The organism is Kitasatospora cheerisanensis KCTC 2395, assembly GCF_000696185.1.
Lineage (GTDB): Bacteria > Actinomycetota > Actinomycetes > Streptomycetales > Streptomycetaceae > Kitasatospora > Kitasatospora cheerisanensis.
This window is the reverse complement of record NZ_KK853997.1, coordinates 6,243,465-6,258,485: the sequence shown is the minus strand read 5'-3', so window position 1 is coordinate 6,258,485 and position 15,021 is coordinate 6,243,465. Positions and strand designations below refer to the sequence as shown.

The 15,021-nt window shown below is 75.1% G+C and carries 14 protein-coding genes and 2 pseudogenes; 4 read left to right on the top strand and 12 right to left on the bottom strand.

Translation table 11 applies throughout. From position 1 onward, the window contains the following. Positions 1-23 precede the first annotated feature (23 nt). The 9 genes and pseudogenes from KCH_RS28135 to KCH_RS28105 form a co-directional block, all read right to left on the bottom strand. Positions 24-989, bottom strand: coding sequence for an AraC-like ligand-binding domain-containing protein (locus KCH_RS28135; RefSeq protein ID WP_035867580.1), 966 nt, complete (start codon positions 987-989; stop codon positions 24-26). 124 nt (positions 990-1,113) lie between these two features. After that, entirely contained in the window at positions 1,114-2,040 is a 927-nt protein-coding gene (locus KCH_RS28130; protein ID WP_051653531.1) for a helix-turn-helix domain-containing protein, read from the bottom strand. 127 nt (positions 2,041-2,167) lie between these two features. Continuing rightward, complete coding sequence (locus tag KCH_RS45085; protein WP_244305707.1) at positions 2,168-3,763, bottom strand: helix-turn-helix domain-containing protein; 1,596 nt, start codon at positions 3,761-3,763, stop codon at positions 2,168-2,170. After that, the gene (locus KCH_RS45080) at positions 3,763-4,434 is read right to left on the bottom strand and encodes a hypothetical protein (protein WP_244305746.1); all 672 of its coding nucleotides are present in this window, start codon (positions 4,432-4,434) and stop codon (positions 3,763-3,765) included. The genes KCH_RS45085 and KCH_RS45080 overlap by 1 nt, the downstream gene beginning before the upstream one ends. Positions 4,435-4,465: 31 nt before the next feature. After that, a pseudogene (locus KCH_RS45075) lies at positions 4,466-4,885 on the bottom strand (BREX system ATP-binding domain-containing protein); the annotation flags it as partial. 109 nt (positions 4,886-4,994) lie between these two features. Next, positions 4,995-5,668: pseudogene (locus KCH_RS28120) on the bottom strand (YoaK family protein). 98 nt (positions 5,669-5,766) lie between these two features. Further along, positions 5,767-7,644, bottom strand: a complete 1,878-nt coding sequence (locus KCH_RS28115) for an amidohydrolase (protein ID WP_208866079.1) — start codon at positions 7,642-7,644, stop codon at positions 5,767-5,769. Positions 7,645-7,685: 41 nt separating this feature from the next. Further along, entirely contained in the window at positions 7,686-8,297 is a 612-nt protein-coding gene (locus KCH_RS28110) for a CE1759 family FMN reductase (RefSeq protein WP_051653530.1), read from the bottom strand. Further along, on the bottom strand, positions 8,294-9,370 hold the full coding sequence (locus KCH_RS28105; protein ID WP_035867576.1) for an LLM class flavin-dependent oxidoreductase: 1,077 nt from the start codon (positions 9,368-9,370) through the stop codon (positions 8,294-8,296). The genes KCH_RS28110 and KCH_RS28105 overlap by 4 nt, the downstream gene beginning before the upstream one ends. Before the next feature lie 289 nt (positions 9,371-9,659). On the opposite strand from KCH_RS28105, the gene KCH_RS28100 reads away from it, so the two are divergent. The 3 genes from KCH_RS28100 to KCH_RS28090 all read left to right on the top strand — a co-directional run bounded on the left by KCH_RS28100 (position 9,660) and on the right by KCH_RS28090 (position 11,649). After that, positions 9,660-10,322 carry a hydrolase gene (locus KCH_RS28100; protein WP_035867574.1) on the top strand — a complete coding sequence of 221 codons (663 nt, stop codon included), beginning with the start codon at positions 9,660-9,662 and terminating at the stop codon, positions 10,320-10,322. 5 nt (positions 10,323-10,327) lie between these two features. Further along, complete coding sequence (locus KCH_RS28095; protein WP_035867571.1) at positions 10,328-10,810, top strand: DoxX family protein; 483 nt, start codon at positions 10,328-10,330, stop codon at positions 10,808-10,810. A gap of 128 nt (positions 10,811-10,938) precedes the next feature. Then, positions 10,939-11,649, top strand: a complete 711-nt coding sequence (locus KCH_RS28090) for a GPR1/FUN34/YaaH family transporter (RefSeq protein ID WP_035867569.1) — start codon at positions 10,939-10,941, stop codon at positions 11,647-11,649. 59 nt (positions 11,650-11,708) lie between these two features. On the opposite strand, the gene KCH_RS28085 is transcribed toward KCH_RS28090, so the two are convergent. Continuing rightward, the gene (locus KCH_RS28085) at positions 11,709-12,257 is read right to left on the bottom strand and encodes a Dps family protein (protein WP_035867566.1); all 549 of its coding nucleotides are present in this window, start codon (positions 12,255-12,257) and stop codon (positions 11,709-11,711) included. A gap of 226 nt (positions 12,258-12,483) precedes the next feature. Between KCH_RS28085 and KCH_RS28080 the strand changes: the two genes are divergently transcribed. Then, positions 12,484-13,320, top strand: a complete 837-nt coding sequence (locus KCH_RS28080) for an alpha/beta fold hydrolase (RefSeq protein ID WP_035867565.1) — start codon at positions 12,484-12,486, stop codon at positions 13,318-13,320. 78 nt (positions 13,321-13,398) lie between these two features. Here the strand turns inward: KCH_RS28080 and KCH_RS28075 are convergent, their stop codons facing one another. Beyond that, positions 13,399-14,115, bottom strand: coding sequence for an alpha/beta fold hydrolase (locus tag KCH_RS28075; RefSeq protein ID WP_035867564.1), 717 nt, complete (start codon positions 14,113-14,115; stop codon positions 13,399-13,401). A gap of 31 nt (positions 14,116-14,146) precedes the next feature. Continuing rightward, positions 14,147-14,989, bottom strand: a complete 843-nt coding sequence (locus KCH_RS28070) for a helix-turn-helix domain-containing protein (protein WP_051653529.1) — start codon at positions 14,987-14,989, stop codon at positions 14,147-14,149. Between the last annotated feature and the right edge of the window lie 32 nt (positions 14,990-15,021).

Sequence of the window (15,021 nt, the reverse complement as noted above, 5' to 3'; positions counted from 1 at the left end):
GTGGCGCAGCGGCCGACAGCCCGTCAGCCCGGCACCGCCGTGCGGACGGGCGCGGCCTGCCACTCGCGCGGCGAGACGCCGTAGGCGGCCCGGAAGGAGCGGCTGAAGTGGCTGGCGCTGACGAACCCCCAGCGGTTCGCCACCGCCGCCACGGTGGTCCGGTCGCCGCCGGGGCGGGCCAGCGCCCGGCGGCAGCCCTCCAGCCGCCGCTGCTGGATCCAGCGCATCACCGTGACGCCCTCGTACCGGAACAGCTTGTGCAGGTGACGCACCGACATGTGGTGGGCGGCGGCGATCCGTTCGGGGGTGAGGCCGGGGTCGCCGAGGTGGTTCAGGATGTGGTCCTTCACCCGGGCCAGCGTGGCCAGGGCCGGCCCGGGCCCGTCCGGGCCGGGGCGGCCGCGCCGCTCGTGGGCGAGGGTGACGAGCAGGTCCAGCGCGGTGGCGGCCAGCCGGGCGGCGGCCGGCTCCAACTGGCCGGCGGCCCGGCCGAGCCGCTCCAGGTAGCAGGCCACCAGCCGGGCGGTGCCGGCGTCCGGGTCGAAGGCGGTCGCGGTGAGCACCCGCAGGTCGTCCTCGGTGAGGCCGCCCGCCGTGCGCGGCCAGTGGAACGCGGTGAACGCGAACGGCTCGTCCAGCTCCTTGGCGAACGGCCGTCCGGCGTCCGAGATCGCGAAGGCGCCGGGCCGCAGCAGGACGCGGTGGCCGTCCTGGGCCAGCCGGGCGGTGCCCCGGTGCTGGAGGGCCAGGGTGAGGTGGTCCTCGCCGCCGCGGGCGATCAGCGCCGCGCTGCGGACCACCCGCTGCGGACCGGCCTGCACCAGCGAGACCTGGAGCTCGCCCATCCGGTCGCTGGTGATGGCGGCCGGGCCGGGCGCCTCCTCGCGGAGGCGCACGTCCAGCGGGATGAAGGTGCGGGAGACCGCCTCGTGCCAGAACTCGGCGCGGTCGGCCCGCGGTACGGCGGCGGTGTCGAGGACGACGGGCAACTGCGCTCCTCCGGGTGGCGGTCGGGCACCGCCGCGGGCGGTGTCCCGCGGCTGTCACCCCATCCCACCGCCCCGGGCCGGCCCCGACCAGGAAGAACCACAGGAGGAAATCTCCTCCGGAAGGTCAGCCGGCGGTGCGCCGGGCCCGCCACTCCCGCGGCGGGACGCCGTAGGCGGTGCGGAACGCCCGGCTGAAGTGCGCCGGGCTGCCGAACCCCCAGCGGTGCGCGATCTCGGCCACCGACAGGCCGGGCCGGGCGAGTTCCCGGGCGCAGGCGTCCAGCCGGGAGCGGAGGATGAGCCGGCTCACCGTCACCCCCTCGCCCTCGAACAGGCGGTGCAGGTAGCGCACCGAGATGTGGTGGGCCCGGGCGACGGTCTCCGGCGACAGCTCCGGGTCGCCGAGCCGGCGTTCGATGTACGCGCGGACCTGTCGCAGCAGCCGGCCGTTCGGGGTGTCGGCGTCCTCCGCCGCCCGGGCCGTGCCCAGTTGGGTGATCATCGTGCCGACCAGGTCGGCGACGCTGCCGGCCAGCCGGTCGGCCACCGGGGTCTGGTACGACGCCGCCGAGTCGGCCAGGGTCCGCAGGAACGGCAGCAGCACCGACCCGAACCCGTCGGCCGAGGTCACCGGTGTGCCCGTGACCCGCCGCAGTTCGCCGTCCGGCACGGCGAGCAGCCGGCGCGGCAGGTGGAACAGGTGCGCGCGGGACGGCTTCGGGTACTCGATGACGTACGCCCGGGCGGTGTCGTACAGCACGAACTCGCCCTCGCCGAGCATCGTCTGCTGCCCGTCCTGGGTGATCATGCACTCGCCGGTCAACTGGAGGCCGATGCCGACCATCGGCTCCTGCCGGGCCCAGGCGAACCGGCCCGCGAGGCGGGGCGGCAGCGGCACCGCGGTCTCCAGCGTGGCGACCCGCAGGTGGCCGAGCCGGGACAGCACCGCCCGTTCGCCGGGCGACGCCCCGGCGTGCGCCGGGTCCGTCGCGGCGGGCGGCCACGGCCACACCGCACCGGGCACGCACCCGTTCGCCATCCACCCGCTCATCCGACCGCCTTTCCACCGAGGTCCTGGTACGAGACTGCGCCGCGGACCCGGCGGCGGGTTAGGTCATTTGACTGCCGTGTTGCGGCGGTGCGCGGACGGCACGGTCGGGCCGGGCCCGGCGGGCGGGTCAGAGCTGGTCGAGGGCGTGGGCCAGGGCGGCCCGGGAGGTGATGCCGAGCTTCGGGAAGATCTTGTAGAGGTGCGCGCCGACGGTGCGCGGCGACAGTTGCAGCCGCCGCCCGATCTCCTTGTTGGTGAGGCCGGTGGCGGCCAGCCGGGCGATCCGCAGCTCCTGCCCGGTCAGTTCGGTCGGCTCGGTGGACGGCCCGGCCGCGGGTGCGGCCACCGGGTCGCCGGCGGCCCGGAGTTCCTCCTCGCACCACCGCGCCCAGGGCCGCGCCTGCAGCCGGTCGAACACGTGGTGCGCGGCGCGCAGCACCGTCCGGGCGCCGGGCCGGTGGCGGCGGCGCAGCCAGGAGCCGTGGGCGAGTTGCAGCCGCGCCAGGTCGAAGGTCCACTGCTCGGCGCCGGGAACGGCGAGCGCCGTCCGGTAGGCGTCCTCGGCGTGCTCGTCGTCGGCGGCCAGGGCGGCCGCGGCGGCGACCAGGAAGGCGTGCCGGTCGGAGATCGCGGCGGAGCCGGCGGCCCGGGCCGCGTCGAGCCGGGCCTGCGCCTCGCCGCGGCGGCCGGTCAGCACGGCGGCGGCGACCAGGTCGAAGACCAGCGCGTGCCGCCACGGCGGGCCGCCCACCGGCTGCCCGGGCGGGGCGAGTTCGCGCAGGTGCGCGTACGCCTCGTCGTGGCGGCGGTGGGCGAGCGCGGCCAGGGCGCGCAGGTGGGTCAGCCGGTCGAGGGTGTACCGCATCCGGGCCCGGGCGGCGGTCGGCCGGATCGCCTCGTCGGCCTCGCGCAGCCCGGCCTCGTCGCCGCGGCCGGCCAGGAAGTGGGCGTGGGCCAGCCGGAAGAGCAGGGCGTTGGTGCGGTAGCCGAGTTCCTCGGCGATCTCGGCCTCGCGCAGGCAGACCTGTGCCTGGTCCCAGCGGCCGAGCAGGAAGTCCTGGTGGGCCTTGGCCTTGGCGACCGAGCCCTGGGTGGCGTAGCCGTGCTGCCCGGCGGGGCGCTGCCAGACCTCGCCCTCGGCGGAGTCGAGCGCGGAGGCCGTCCAGAGCAGCAGCCAGGCCACGCCCGCCTCCTGATCGGCCGGCAGGTCGCGGGCCAGGGCGAGCAGCGCGTCGGCGGTGCCGGGGCGGGGGTCGGTCCAGGCCTGGAGGCAGAGCCGGCCGGCCTCGGAGACCTGGTCGCGGTGCCCGTGCAGGGCCCGCCAGGCCCACGGGTCGTCGGTGTAGGCGGCGGCCAGCAGCAGCTTGAAGAAGGCCTGTTCGACCAGGCCGCCGAAGGTGTCGGCGCCGGGTGCGGCGAGCGCGTCGAGGGCGCCGGGCAGCAGCGCGGCGGAGGACTCGAAGTCGACGTGGTGGCTCTGGTCGGCGTACACCACGGCGTAGGCGAGCAGCGGGGCGATGTCCTCCGGTACCTGGCAGGCCGTCAGCTCGTCGACGAGTGCGGCGGCGTGCCGGAGCTGTCCGCCGCGGGCGGCCATCACGGCGGCCCAGGTGAGCCGGCGGGCGCGGTCGCAGGAGTCGGTGCTGAGGACGGCGGCGCGTTCCAGCAGCAGGGCGCCCTCGGCGTCGCCGCCGCGGGCGGCGAGGTCCTGGCCGGCCTCCATCAGGCGGTGGGCGAGGGCGTCGTCGGGCAGCAGCGCGGCGGCGGCCTCGTGGGCGAGCCGGCGCGGGTCGTCCGGGCGAGGGCCTCGGCGAGGTCGCGGTGGGCGCGCCGGCGGTCGGCGTCGGAGGCGGCGGACACCACGGCGGTGCGGGCCAGCGGGTGACGGAACACCAGCTGCCCGGATTCGTCGAGCCGGGCGACGCCGTCCGCGTCGAGCCGGGTCAGGGCCTCGCCGAGGGCCTCGCCGCCGACCCGCAGCCAGCCGCCGCGGCTGAACTCGGGGCCGGTGGCGAGCGCGGCGAGCAGCAGCAGCCGGCCGACGTCGGGCGGGAGTTCGCCGAGGCGTTCGGCGAAGACCCGTTCCAGGGTGCGGCCGAGCGGCAGCCGTTCGGGCAGCGGGGCGAGGCCGCGCTGCTGGGCGGCGGCGAGCTGCCCGGGCAGTTCGACCAGGGCGAGCGGGTTGCCGGCCGCCTCGGCGAGCACCCGGTCCCGGGTGGTGGCGGCGAGTTCGGGCCGGCAGCTGTCGAGCAGCGCGGCGGCGTCGGCCTGCGGCAGTGCGCCGACGTCGACGGCCTCGGCCGACCAGATCTGCGCGGACCGCCCGCCGGGCCGGCTGGCGGTGACCATCACCACCGGCAGCCGGGTGGAGCGGCGGTGCAGGAACGCGAACACCGTGGCGCTGGACGAGTCGAGCCAGTGCAGGTCGTCGAGGAGCAGCAGGACGGGGCGGCGCCGGCGGCCTCGGCGAGCAGGCCAGGGCGGCGGCGCCGACGGCGAAGCCGCTGGGGGTGCCGGAGCGGACGCCGAACGCGCTCTCCAGCGCTTCGCGCTGATGCGCCGTCAGCGCCTCGGAGCGTTGCAGCAGCGGCCAGAACACCTGGTGCAGGGCGCCGAACGCGAAGTCGGTCTCGGCCTCGGCGCCGACGGCGCGCAGCACGGTGAACCCGCGTTCGCGGGCCCGGTGCTCGACCCAGTCCAGCAGGGTGCTCTTGCCGACGCCGGCCTCGCCGCGGAGCAGCACGGTGGAGCCGCTGCCGCCGTCCTCGGCCTGGACCAGCGCCGCGGTCAGCAGTTCGGTCTCGCGCTGCCGCCCGACCAGGCCGGGTGTCCGCCCGCCGTCCACCGTTCCTCGTTCTCCGGGAGTGCTCCCTCGGGCGCCGGCCCGCCCGGGTCCCGGCCGCCCAGGTTATCCCCCGCCGCCGCGGACCGGAATTGCGGCCCTGACCTGCGGCTCACTCCCGGTGGAGCAGGGCGGTGGCGGCGGCCAGCGCGGCGCCGGCGAGCAGCGCCCAGGCGAGCTGTCCGTGCAGCACCAGGACGGCGCCCGGCAGGGCGCCGGCCAGCATGGTGGCGACGGCCAGGATCCGCCGCCGCTGCCGGGGTGCGGCGCCGCCGGCCAGCCGGGAGTCGGCGGCCAGGCCGGTCAGGGTGAGGGTGAGCACGGTGGTGGTGAGGTCGGGGACGCCGAGGCCGCGGACGGTGGCGTTGCGGATGCCCATCGCCAGTGCGCCGAGGGTGATCACCGCGTACCGGGCGGGCCCGTCGGCGCTCCAGGCGAACACCACGGCGGCGGCCGCGGTGTGCAGGACGGCCTCCAGGGCGAGCGCGGTGCGCAGCCGGCCGCGCCTCCGGTGGTGTAGCGGCCGGCCACGGCCGCGCCGGCCAGGAACGCGCCGAGCGAGGTGACCGAGCCGGCGACGGAGAAGCCGGGCGCGCCGGCCAGTGCGAACGCGATGACGACCACGTTGCCGGTCATGTTGGCGGTGAAGACGTGGCCGAGGCCGAGGTAGCTGACGGCGTCGATCAGTCCGCTGGCCAGGGTGAGCCCGAACAGGGCCAGGGCCAGCGGGTGGCGGTCGGTGATCTGCGGCCCGGGCGGCGGGGCCGGGGTGCCGGGGGCGGGCACGGTGCCTCCTGGAGATGGGGCGGGCGGGGTGGGACGGACGGGGCGCCGCCGCGGTGCGGGCGGCGGCGCCCCGGTGGTGACGCGGTGGTGACGCGGGGTCAGAAGAAGCAGGGGTCCTGCGGGGCGTCGTGCTGCCCGGGGACGGCGCGGCCGCGGGCGAGGCGCCAGGCGAACTGCTCCTCGGAGGCGGCGGCGGCCTCCCGCACCCGGTCGGCCTGCCGGGCGCCGGCCAGGCCGGGCGCGGGGGTGGCCTGGTAGCCGCCGAAGCGGGCGACGGGGCTCCAGGCGGGGCTGATCGCGGGCAGTTCGGCGGCCAGGCCCTCGTGTTCGGCGACGGCGTGCACGATCCGGCCGCCGACCACGGTGAGCACGGACTCGATGTGCGCAATGTCGTCCTCCTCGACGGTGAAGTAGTCGGCGCTGAGCACCGCCAGGTCGGCGTAACTGCCCACGGTGAGGCGGCCCTTGACCTCCTCCTCGCCGGTGAGGCGGGCGCCGCCGAGGGTGAACACCTCCAGTGCCTGGGCGCGGTCGAGCCGGTTGTGCTCGGCGGCGAGCCGGCGGCCGCTGACGGCGCGGCCGGAGACCAGCCAGTGCAGGGCGACCCACGGGTTGTAGGAGGACACCCGGGTGGCGTCGGTGCCGCCGGCCACGGTCAGGCCGCGGTCGAGCATGGCGCGCAGCGGCGGGGCCTCGGCGGCGGCGGGCGCGCCGTAGCGGTTGACGAAGGCCTCGCCCTGGAAGGAGAGCCGGTTCTGCACGGAGACGGCGCCGCCGAGCGCGGCGATCCGGTCCAGGCTGTCGGTGCTGACGGTCTCGGCGTGGTCGAACAGCCAGCGGTTGCCCTGCGGGAACAGGCCCTCGGCGGCGAGCTTCTCGAACACGGCGAGGTCGCGGCGGATCGTCTCGTCGTAGGTGGCATGCAGCCGGAAGCCCCAGCCGTGCTCCATCAGCATCCGCACGGCCTTCTCGAACTCGCTCTCGTACGGGCCGAGTTGCGGGCGCGGTTCGGTGAAGTTCTCGAAGTCGGCGGCGGCCCAGGTGAGGTTCTCGCCGGCGCCGTTGAGGCGCAGCCACTCGTCGCCCTCGCCGGGGCGGACGGTGTCGATCCAGCGCTTGAGGTCGTCGAGTTCCTGTCCGGCGGTCTGCGGGAACAGGTGGTAGGCGATGCGGAGCGTCAGCTCGCCGCGGCGGGCGAGTTCCATGACGGTGCCGTAGTTCTCCGGGAAGCTCTGGAAGCCGCCGGCGGCGTCGATCGCGGAGGTCAGGCCGAAGCGGTTCAGCTCGCGCAGGAAGTGCCGGGTGGAGTCGACCTTGTCGGCCTCGTCCAGCATCGGGGCCTTGGCGAGGGTGGAGTACAGCAGCAGCGCGCCGGGGGCGGCGATCAGCAGGCCGGTGGGCTCGCCGTCGTGGCCGCGGACGATCTGGCCGCCCGCCGGGTCGGCGCTGTCCCGGGTGAAGCCGGCGGCGCGCAGCGCGGCCTTGTTGAGCAGCGCCGACTGGTACAGGTGCAGCACGAAGACGGGGGTGTCGGGGGCGGCGGCGTTCAGCTCGGCGAGGGTGGGCAGGCGGCGCTCGGCGAACTGGTCGGCGGACCAGCCGCCGACCACCCGCACCCACTGGCCGGGCGGGGTCCGCTCGGCCTGCTCGCGGAGCATCGCGAGGGCCCGGCGGAGCGAGCGGACGCCGTCCCAGCGCAGCTCCATCACGTAGTTGAGGCCGCCGCGGATCACGTGCAGGTGGGCGTCGTTGAGGCCGGGGACGACGCGGCGGCCGAGCGCGTCGACGACCCGGGTGTCCGGGCCGACCAGCGGGACGATGTCGGCGTCCTCGCCGACGGCCCGGATCACGCCGTCGCGGACGGCGACGGCGGTGGCCTGCGGGCGGCGCGGGTCGTTGGTGAACACCTTGGCGTTGCGGACGACCAGGTCGGCGGGCTGTTCGGGGGTGCCGGGGCGGACTCCGGCGACGGGCATGGTGGACAAGGCTGGTCCCCTTCGGGCGGGTTCGGGTGAGGTCAGTGGAAGCCGAGCGCGGGCGCGGTCGGGCCGGCCGGCCCGGGCGCGGCGGTGGCGGCCGCCGCCAGGACGAGCGCGGCGAGTTCCTGCCCGGCCCGGTCGATCCGGGCGGGCAGGGTGTCGGTGCGGGAGTCGCCGGTGCCGCCCCAGTCCTCGGAGGCCGCGAACACGGCGGTGGGGGCGGCCAGGGCGCGCTGGTAGGCGAACAGCGGGCGCAGCGCGTGCTCGAGGGCGAGCGAGTGCCGGGCGGTGCCGCCGGTCGCGCCGATCAGCACCGGCTTGCCGGCGAGCGCGCCGGGGTCGAGCAGGTCGAAGAAGGACTTGAACAGGCCGCTGTAGGAGGCCGAGAAGATCGGCGAGACGGCGATCAGGGCGTCGGCGGTGCTCACCTCGTCCAGCGCGGTGGCCAGCGCGGGCGAGGGCCAGCCGGTCACCAGGTGGTTCGAGATCGGCGTGGCCAGCGGCCGCAACTCGTGCAGCCGGACGGTGGCTTCGCGTCCGGCGGCGGCGAGCGCGGCGGTCGCGGACCCGGCGAGCCGGTCGGCAAGCAGCCGGGTGGAGGACGGGACGGAGAGCCCGCCGGAGACCACGGCCAGGGTGAGCGCGCTCACTTGGCGGCCACCGCCTTCAGCGAGGCGTGGGTCGGCGCGTCCGGCACGCCGGCGGGGCGGTTCTTGGCGAACTCCTCGCGCAGCACCGGGACGACCTCCTCGCCGAGGATGTCGAGCTGTTCGAGGACGGTCTTCAGCGGCAGTCCGGCGTGGTCCATCAGGAACAGCTGCCGCTGGTAGTCGCCGACCACGTCCCGGAAGCCGAGGGTGCGCTCGATGACCTCCTGCGGGCTGCCGACGGTCAGCGGCGTCTGCGAGGTGAACTCCTCCAGCGACGGCCCGTGGCCGTAGACCGGGGCGTTGTCGAAGTAGGGGCGGAACTCCCGTACGGCGTCCTGGGAGTTCTTGCGCATGAACACCTGGCCGCCGAGTCCGACGATGGCCTGCTCGGGGCTGCCGTGCCCGTGGTGGGCGAACCGGGTGCGGTACAGCTCGACCATCCGGCGGGTGTGTTCCTGCGGCCAGAAGATGTTGTTGTGGAAGAAGCCGTCGCCGTAGTACGCGGCCTGCTCGGCGATCTCGGGGCTGCGGATCGAGCCGTGCCAGACGAACGGCGGGGTGTCGTCCAGCGGGCGCGGGGTGGAGGTGAAGCCCTGCAAGGGGGTGCGGAAGCGGCCCTCCCAGTCGACCACGTCCTCGCGCCAGAGCCGGCGCAGCAGCGCGTAGTTCTCGGTGGCGAGCGGGATGCCCTGGCGGATGTCCTGGCCGAACCACGGGTACACGGGGCCGGTGTTGCCGCGGCCCATCATCAGGTCGACCCGGCCGTCCGCGACGTGCTGGAGCATCGCGTAGTCCTCGGCGATCTTCACCGGGTCGTTGGTGGTGATCAGCGTGGTCGCGGTGGACAGCACGATCCGCTCGGTCTTCGCCGCGATCCAGCCGAGCATGGTGGTCGGGGAGGACGGCACGAACGGCGGGTTGTGGTGCTCGCCGGTGGCGAACACGTCGAGGCCGACCTCCTCGGCCTTGAGGGCGATCGCCAGGATCGCCTTGATCCGCTCCCCCTCGGTGGGCGCCCGCCCGGTGGTCGGATCGACCGTCACGTCGCCGACGCTGAATATCCCGAACTGCACGGGGTGCCGCCTTTCCGCTGACTGTGCACGACCCGGCCGGGCCGCCCTGCGACCGTAGGCAGCGCGCGGGCCGTCGAGGGCCTCCCCAGCGCATGGCCAATTGCCTTGGAGTGCACAGCAGTTGCAGCCGCCCGCGGTGTGCGTTGTGGGAACAGCGCCGGGCGCGCAGCGGGCAGGAACGGGCCCCGGGCGGGGCTTAGCTTGGTGGTCGTCGGCAACCCCGGAACGCACCGGACGAGTGCCTGACGCCCCCTCACATCCCCGTATTCCCACGAGAGAAGGACCCGTCATGGTCGACTTCGCCAACGTCAAGGCCGCCCCGAGCCCGGACCTGCTGACCCCCGAGAACTCGATGATGCTGTTCGTCGACCACCAGCCGCAGATGTTCTTCGGCACCGGCTCCGGCGACCGCACCTCGATCATCAACTCGACCGTGGGCCTGGCCAAGGCCGCGAAGATCTTCGACGTGCCGGTGGTCCTGTCGACCGTCGCCGCCGAGTCCTTCTCCGGCCCGATCCTGCCGCAGCTGAAGGCGGTCTTCCCCGACCACGAGGTCATCGACCGCACCAGCATGAACGCCTGGGAGGACGAGGCGCTGGTCGCGGCCGTCAAGGCCACCGGCCGCAAGAAGATCATCCTGTCGGGCCTGTGGACCGAGGTCTGCCTGGTCCTGCCGGCGCTCTCCGCGCTCGGCCAGGGCTACGAGGTGTACGTCGTCGCGGACGCCTCCGGCGGTGTCAGCCCGCTGGCCCACGAGCACGCCCTGCAGCGGATGACCGCCGCCGGCGCCGTGCCCGTCACCTGGGTGCAGGTCCTGCTGGAGCTCCAGCGCGACTGGGCCCGCTCGGAGACCTACGTCGCCGTCACCGACCTGGTCAAGGAGCACGGCGGCGCCTACGGCATGGGCGTGTTCTACGCCCAGTCGATGATCAACCCGCACGCCGCGGGCTGACCGCGATGAACACCGGTCTTCTCCTGCTCCGCCTGGTCACCGGCCTGCTGATCGCCGGGCACGGCGTCCAGAAGGTCAGCCACCACCTGGGCGGCGGCGGGCTGGCAGGCGGTACCGCCGAGTTCCGGGGTGACGGCTTCCGGGGCGGGATGCTGACCGCCCTGGCCGCCGGCGGCACCCAGATCGGCGCCGGGCTGATGCTCGCCGCCGGCCTGCTCACCCCGCTGGCGGGCGCGGGCGTCATGGGCGTCATGACCGTCGCCCTGACGGTCAAGTGGCCGCACGGCCTGTGGGTCCAGCACGACGGGTACGAGTTCCCGTTCGTCCTGATCACCATAGCCGCCGCACTCACCGCGACCGGTCCGGGCCGGTGGTCGGTGGACGGCGCGCTCGGCCTGGCCGACTGGCCCCTGTGGTGCCTCGCGCCGGCGCTGGTCGCCGGTGTCGGTGGCGGTCTGGCCACCCGGTTCGCCCTCCACCGCAAGTGAGGGCAGCAGCACCGCAGTACGGGCTCGGGCCCCTGAGCGAGCGATCGCCCGGGGGCCCGAGCCCGTTTCCCCCTCCCCGTGAACTCCCCCTCCCCGTGAACTCCCCCTCCGCACGAAGGAACAGACGCATGACGGCAGCGACGACCATCGAAGACCCCCGGGCGCAGGACGTCCCGGCCACTCCCGGGCTGCACACCATGACCCGGATCAGCCTGCGGCCGATCGCCTCGCCGATGCCGCTCGGCTTCTTCGCGGTGGCGATCTCCTCCGCGCTGACCAGCAGCCTCCAGCTCGGCCTGATCGACGGCGCGTACCGGCAGGCCGTGGCGCTCACCGTGTTCTCCGCCTTCGCCCTCCAACTGCTGGTCGGCATCCTGGCGTTCGGCGCCCGCGACGTGGTCGCGGCGACCCTGATGGCGGGCTTCGCCGGGGCCTGGCTGTCCTTCGGCCTGGTCACCGCGACGGACGCGCCCGGCGGCGCGAAGGTGCTGGGCGTGCTGAACCTGACCTTCACCGTCTTCGCCGCCCTGATGGCCTCGGTGGCCCGGCCGAAGAAGGCCCTCTGGCTGGTCCTGCTGGTCGCCACCCCGCGCTACCTGGTGGCGGGCCTGGCCGGCGTCACCGGCGTCGAGTGGCTGGGCCGCACCGCCGGCGCGCTCGGCCTGCTGCTCGCCCTGGTGGCGGCGTACGCGGCGTACGCGCTGATGGTCGAGGAGCTGCGCGGCCGTGACGTGCTGCCGATCGGCCGCAGCGGCCCCGCCGAGCACGCCATGCACGCCCAGCTGGCGGAGCAGTTCGGCGCGCTGGAGCACCAGGCGGGCGTGCGCCGCACGCTCTGAGCCGCACGCGAAGGAGGGCCGTCCCCCCGGGGGGACGGCCCTCCTTCGCGTGGGCGCCGTTACAGCTCCGGCGTGTCCACCAGGTGCTCGGCCAGGAACCACACCTGGGCCTCGCCGGTGCGGACGATCTGCGACACCAGCAGGTCCTGGGTGCCGTCGTCGCCGAGCTCCGCGGTGCGCGCGGCGGCGTCCCGGACGTCGGTGAGGATGCGCTCGTGCGCGTCCAGCAGCCGCGACAGCATGGAGCGGACGTCGTCGATGCCGTCCGGCGGGCGCGGCACGCCGGTGATCTCGGCCGCGTGCCGCAGGTCGCCGACCGCGACGCCGCCGAGCATCTGCACCCGCTCGGCGAGCGCGTCGACCAGCTCCAGCTGCTCCTGGGCGTGCTTGTCGAACAGCAGGTGCAGCTGGTAGGCCGTCGGGCCGCGCATGCCCCAGTGGTACTTCTTGTAGAGCCCGTACAGGAACTGGGTGTCCGCGAGGACGCGGTTGAGGCGCTGCGCCGAGTACCGGCGGGCGTCGTGCGACAGCGCGATCGGCAGCTGCGTGACGGTGCCGAACTCCTGGGCGGCGGGCCCGCGCTGGTGCAGGCGAGGCTGGCTGGACATGGTTCTCCCGAGGGGGTGTGGATCAGGACCGGCCCAGCGTAGGAACCCGCGCACCCGCCGGCTGTCCCCTCCGCGCACCGGCTGCGGCCGCTGGGCGCACGGCGGTCGACGGGTCGTCACGACGCTCTCGGACGAAGGGGTGTGCTCTCCGGGACGAGCCGCCCGCCCCGGCCGCTCCTAGCGTGGAACCCGTCCGCACCGACCACTCCGAACAGGAGCAACTGCCATGCCGTACATCACCGTTGGCCAGGAGAACAGCACCAGCGTCGACGTCTACTACGAGGACCACGGCACCGGGCAGCCGGTCGTCCTGATCCACGGGTTCCCGCTGAACGGGCACTCCTGGGAGCGTCAGGCCGCCGCGCTGCTCGACGCCGGCTACCGGGTCATCACCTACGACCGCCGCGGCTTCGGGCAGTCCTCGCAGCCGACCGCCGGCTACGACTACGACACCTTCGCCGCCGACCTGAACACCGTGCTGGAGACCCTGGACGTCCGCGACGCCGTCCTGGTCGGCTTCTCGATGGGCACCGGCGAGGTCGCCCGCTACGTGTCCGCCTACGGTTCGGGCCGGGTCGCGAAGGTCGCCTTCCTGGCCTCGCTGGAGCCGTACCTGCTGCAGACCGAGGACAACCCGGAGGGCGTCGCCCCGAAGGAGTTCTTCGACGGCGTGGTCGCCGCCGTGAAGGCCGACCGCTACGCCTATTACACCGAGTTCTTCGAGAACTTCTACAACCTGGACGAGAACCTCGGCACCCGGATCAGCGAGGAGGCCGTCCGCAACAGCTGGAACGTCGCGGCCGGCGGCGGCGCGTACGCGGCCTCGGCCGCGCCGTCCACCTGGTACACCGACTTCCGCGCCGACCTGCCGAAGATCGACGTGCCGGCGCTGATCCTGCACGGCACCGGTGACCGCATCCTGCCGGTCGAGAACACCGCCCGGCCGTTCCACCGCGCGCTGCCCGCCGCCGACTACGTGGAGATCGAGGGCGCGCCGCACGGCCTGCTGTGGACCCACGCCGAGGAGGTGAACGCCGCCCTGCTGGCCTTCCTCGCCAAGTAGTCCGGCCCGGCCGCGACAGACCCGCGCCCGGCGTCCCGCACCTGCGGACGCCGGGCGCGAACCATGTCCGGCGGGCCGTCAGCGGCCCAGCGCCGCATCGCGGATCAGCTCCGCGACCGCCGTCGGCTGCGAGACCGCCACCGCGTGCGAGGCCTCGGCCAGCTCCACCACCCGGGCCCCGGCCCGCTCCGCGGTGAAGCGCTGGACGTCCGGCGGCAGCGCCCGGTCCGCGCCCGCCACCAGCGCCCACGAGGGCTTCCCGCGCCACGCCGCGACGGTCGGGGTGTCGGTGAACACCCTCTCCACCACCGGCCGTTGGAGCGCGGCGAGGACGTGCGCCACCTCCGCGTCCAGGTCGGCGGCGACCAGCGGCCGGAACGCCTCCCGGGGCACCGTCAGCTCGGTGGCCGGCCCGGTGCCGGGCGTGTCGACGGCGGTGCGCCGCAGCCGCGCCCGGGCCGGCGCGGGCGCGAAGCGGGCGGTCAGCGCGTCGTGGCTCTCCCCCACGTCCGGCAGGTAGGCGGCGACGTAGACCAGCGCGACCACGTTCGGCGCGGTCCCGGCCTCGGTGATCACCGCCCCGCCGTAGGAGTGGCCGACCAGCACCACCGGCCCGTCGATGCCCGCGACCAGCGAGGACAGGTAGCGGGCGTCGTGGTCGAGCCCGCGCAGCGGGTTGGCGGCGGCCAGCACGGTCAGCCCGCGCCGGTGGAGTTCGGCGACCACGCCGAACCAGGTGGTGGTGTCGGAGCAGCCGTCGTGGACGAGCACGACGGTGGGCCGGGTGGAGGACATGACGGCCTTTCGGATGGTGGGGCCCGGCGGTTCAGGAGGCGGGGCGGTCGCCGTCGGCACGGGCCGCGGCGTACGCCTGCCACTGCCGCGGCGAGACGCCGTACGTCTCGCGGAAGGCCCGGCTGAAGTGCGAGTGGCTGACGAAGCCCCAGCGGTGCGCGACCGCGGACACGCTGACCTGCCGGCGGGTGGGCCGCTCCAACTCGCGGCGGCAGGCGTCCAGTCGGCGCTGCCGGACCCACTGGCCGACGGTGGTGCCGTCCTGCTGGAACAGCTTGTGCAGGTAGCGCACCGAGATGTGCTGCGAGCGGGCGATCGACTCCGGCGACAGGTCCGGGTCGGCGAGGTTCTCCTCGATGTGCGCGCGCAGCCGGGCCAGGATCTCGGCGGAGCCGGTCGGGTACTCGGGGGCCTCCCGCTCCAGCAGTTCGGTGACCAGGATCGCCACGATGTCGGAGACGCTGCGCGCCAAGTGGTTGCCGGGGCGGGCCCGGTGGGCCCGCGCCTGGCCGGCCAGGGTGCTCAGGAACTGCGAGGCGAGCGCGCCGACGCCCTCGCCGCCGCGGGCCAGCAGGCCGCCGGCCCGCCGCACGTCGGCCTGCCGGACGCCCAGGAAGAAGCACGGGACGCGGAACCTGATCATCCGGCACTCGGCGTCCCGCAGCAGGCCCGCCGGGTGCGGGGTGGTGCCGATCAGCAGGTCGCCGGGCGCCAGCACGGTGCTGGCGCCGCCCCGCCGCACCGAGGCGGTGCCGCGGACGGGCAGGGCGAGGTACAGGCAGTCGTCGGGGGCGCTGCCGGGCGGCGGGGCGAGGACGTCGATGACGCCGTCGTAGCTGCTCTGGTCGAGCAGCGAGCAGGTGTTTTCGGGCATGGGCGAGGGACCCGACGGGTTCACGGGAGGCT

Excerpts from the sequence above, each read along its gene's own strand:
- KCH_RS28130 (WP_051653531.1), bottom strand. The coding sequence starts at position 2,040 with ATGAGCGGGTGGATGGCGAACGGGTGCGTGCCCGGTGCGGTGTGGCCG.
- KCH_RS45085 (WP_244305707.1), bottom strand. The coding sequence starts at position 3,763 with ATGGAGGCCGGCCAGGACCTCGCCGCCCGCGGCGGCGACGCCGAGGGC.
- KCH_RS28115 (WP_208866079.1), bottom strand. The coding sequence starts at position 7,644 with ATGCCCGTCGCCGGAGTCCGCCCCGGCACCCCCGAACAGCCCGCCGAC.
- KCH_RS28100 (WP_035867574.1), top strand. The coding sequence starts at position 9,660 with ATGGTCGACTTCGCCAACGTCAAGGCCGCCCCGAGCCCGGACCTGCTG.
- KCH_RS28095 (WP_035867571.1), top strand. The coding sequence starts at position 10,328 with ATGAACACCGGTCTTCTCCTGCTCCGCCTGGTCACCGGCCTGCTGATC.
- KCH_RS28090 (WP_035867569.1), top strand. The coding sequence starts at position 10,939 with ATGACGGCAGCGACGACCATCGAAGACCCCCGGGCGCAGGACGTCCCG.
- KCH_RS28085 (WP_035867566.1), bottom strand. The coding sequence starts at position 12,257 with ATGTCCAGCCAGCCTCGCCTGCACCAGCGCGGGCCCGCCGCCCAGGAG.
- KCH_RS28080 (WP_035867565.1), top strand. The coding sequence starts at position 12,484 with ATGCCGTACATCACCGTTGGCCAGGAGAACAGCACCAGCGTCGACGTC.
- KCH_RS28075 (WP_035867564.1), bottom strand. The coding sequence starts at position 14,115 with ATGTCCTCCACCCGGCCCACCGTCGTGCTCGTCCACGACGGCTGCTCC.
- KCH_RS28070 (WP_051653529.1), bottom strand. The coding sequence starts at position 14,989 with ATGCCCGAAAACACCTGCTCGCTGCTCGACCAGAGCAGCTACGACGGC.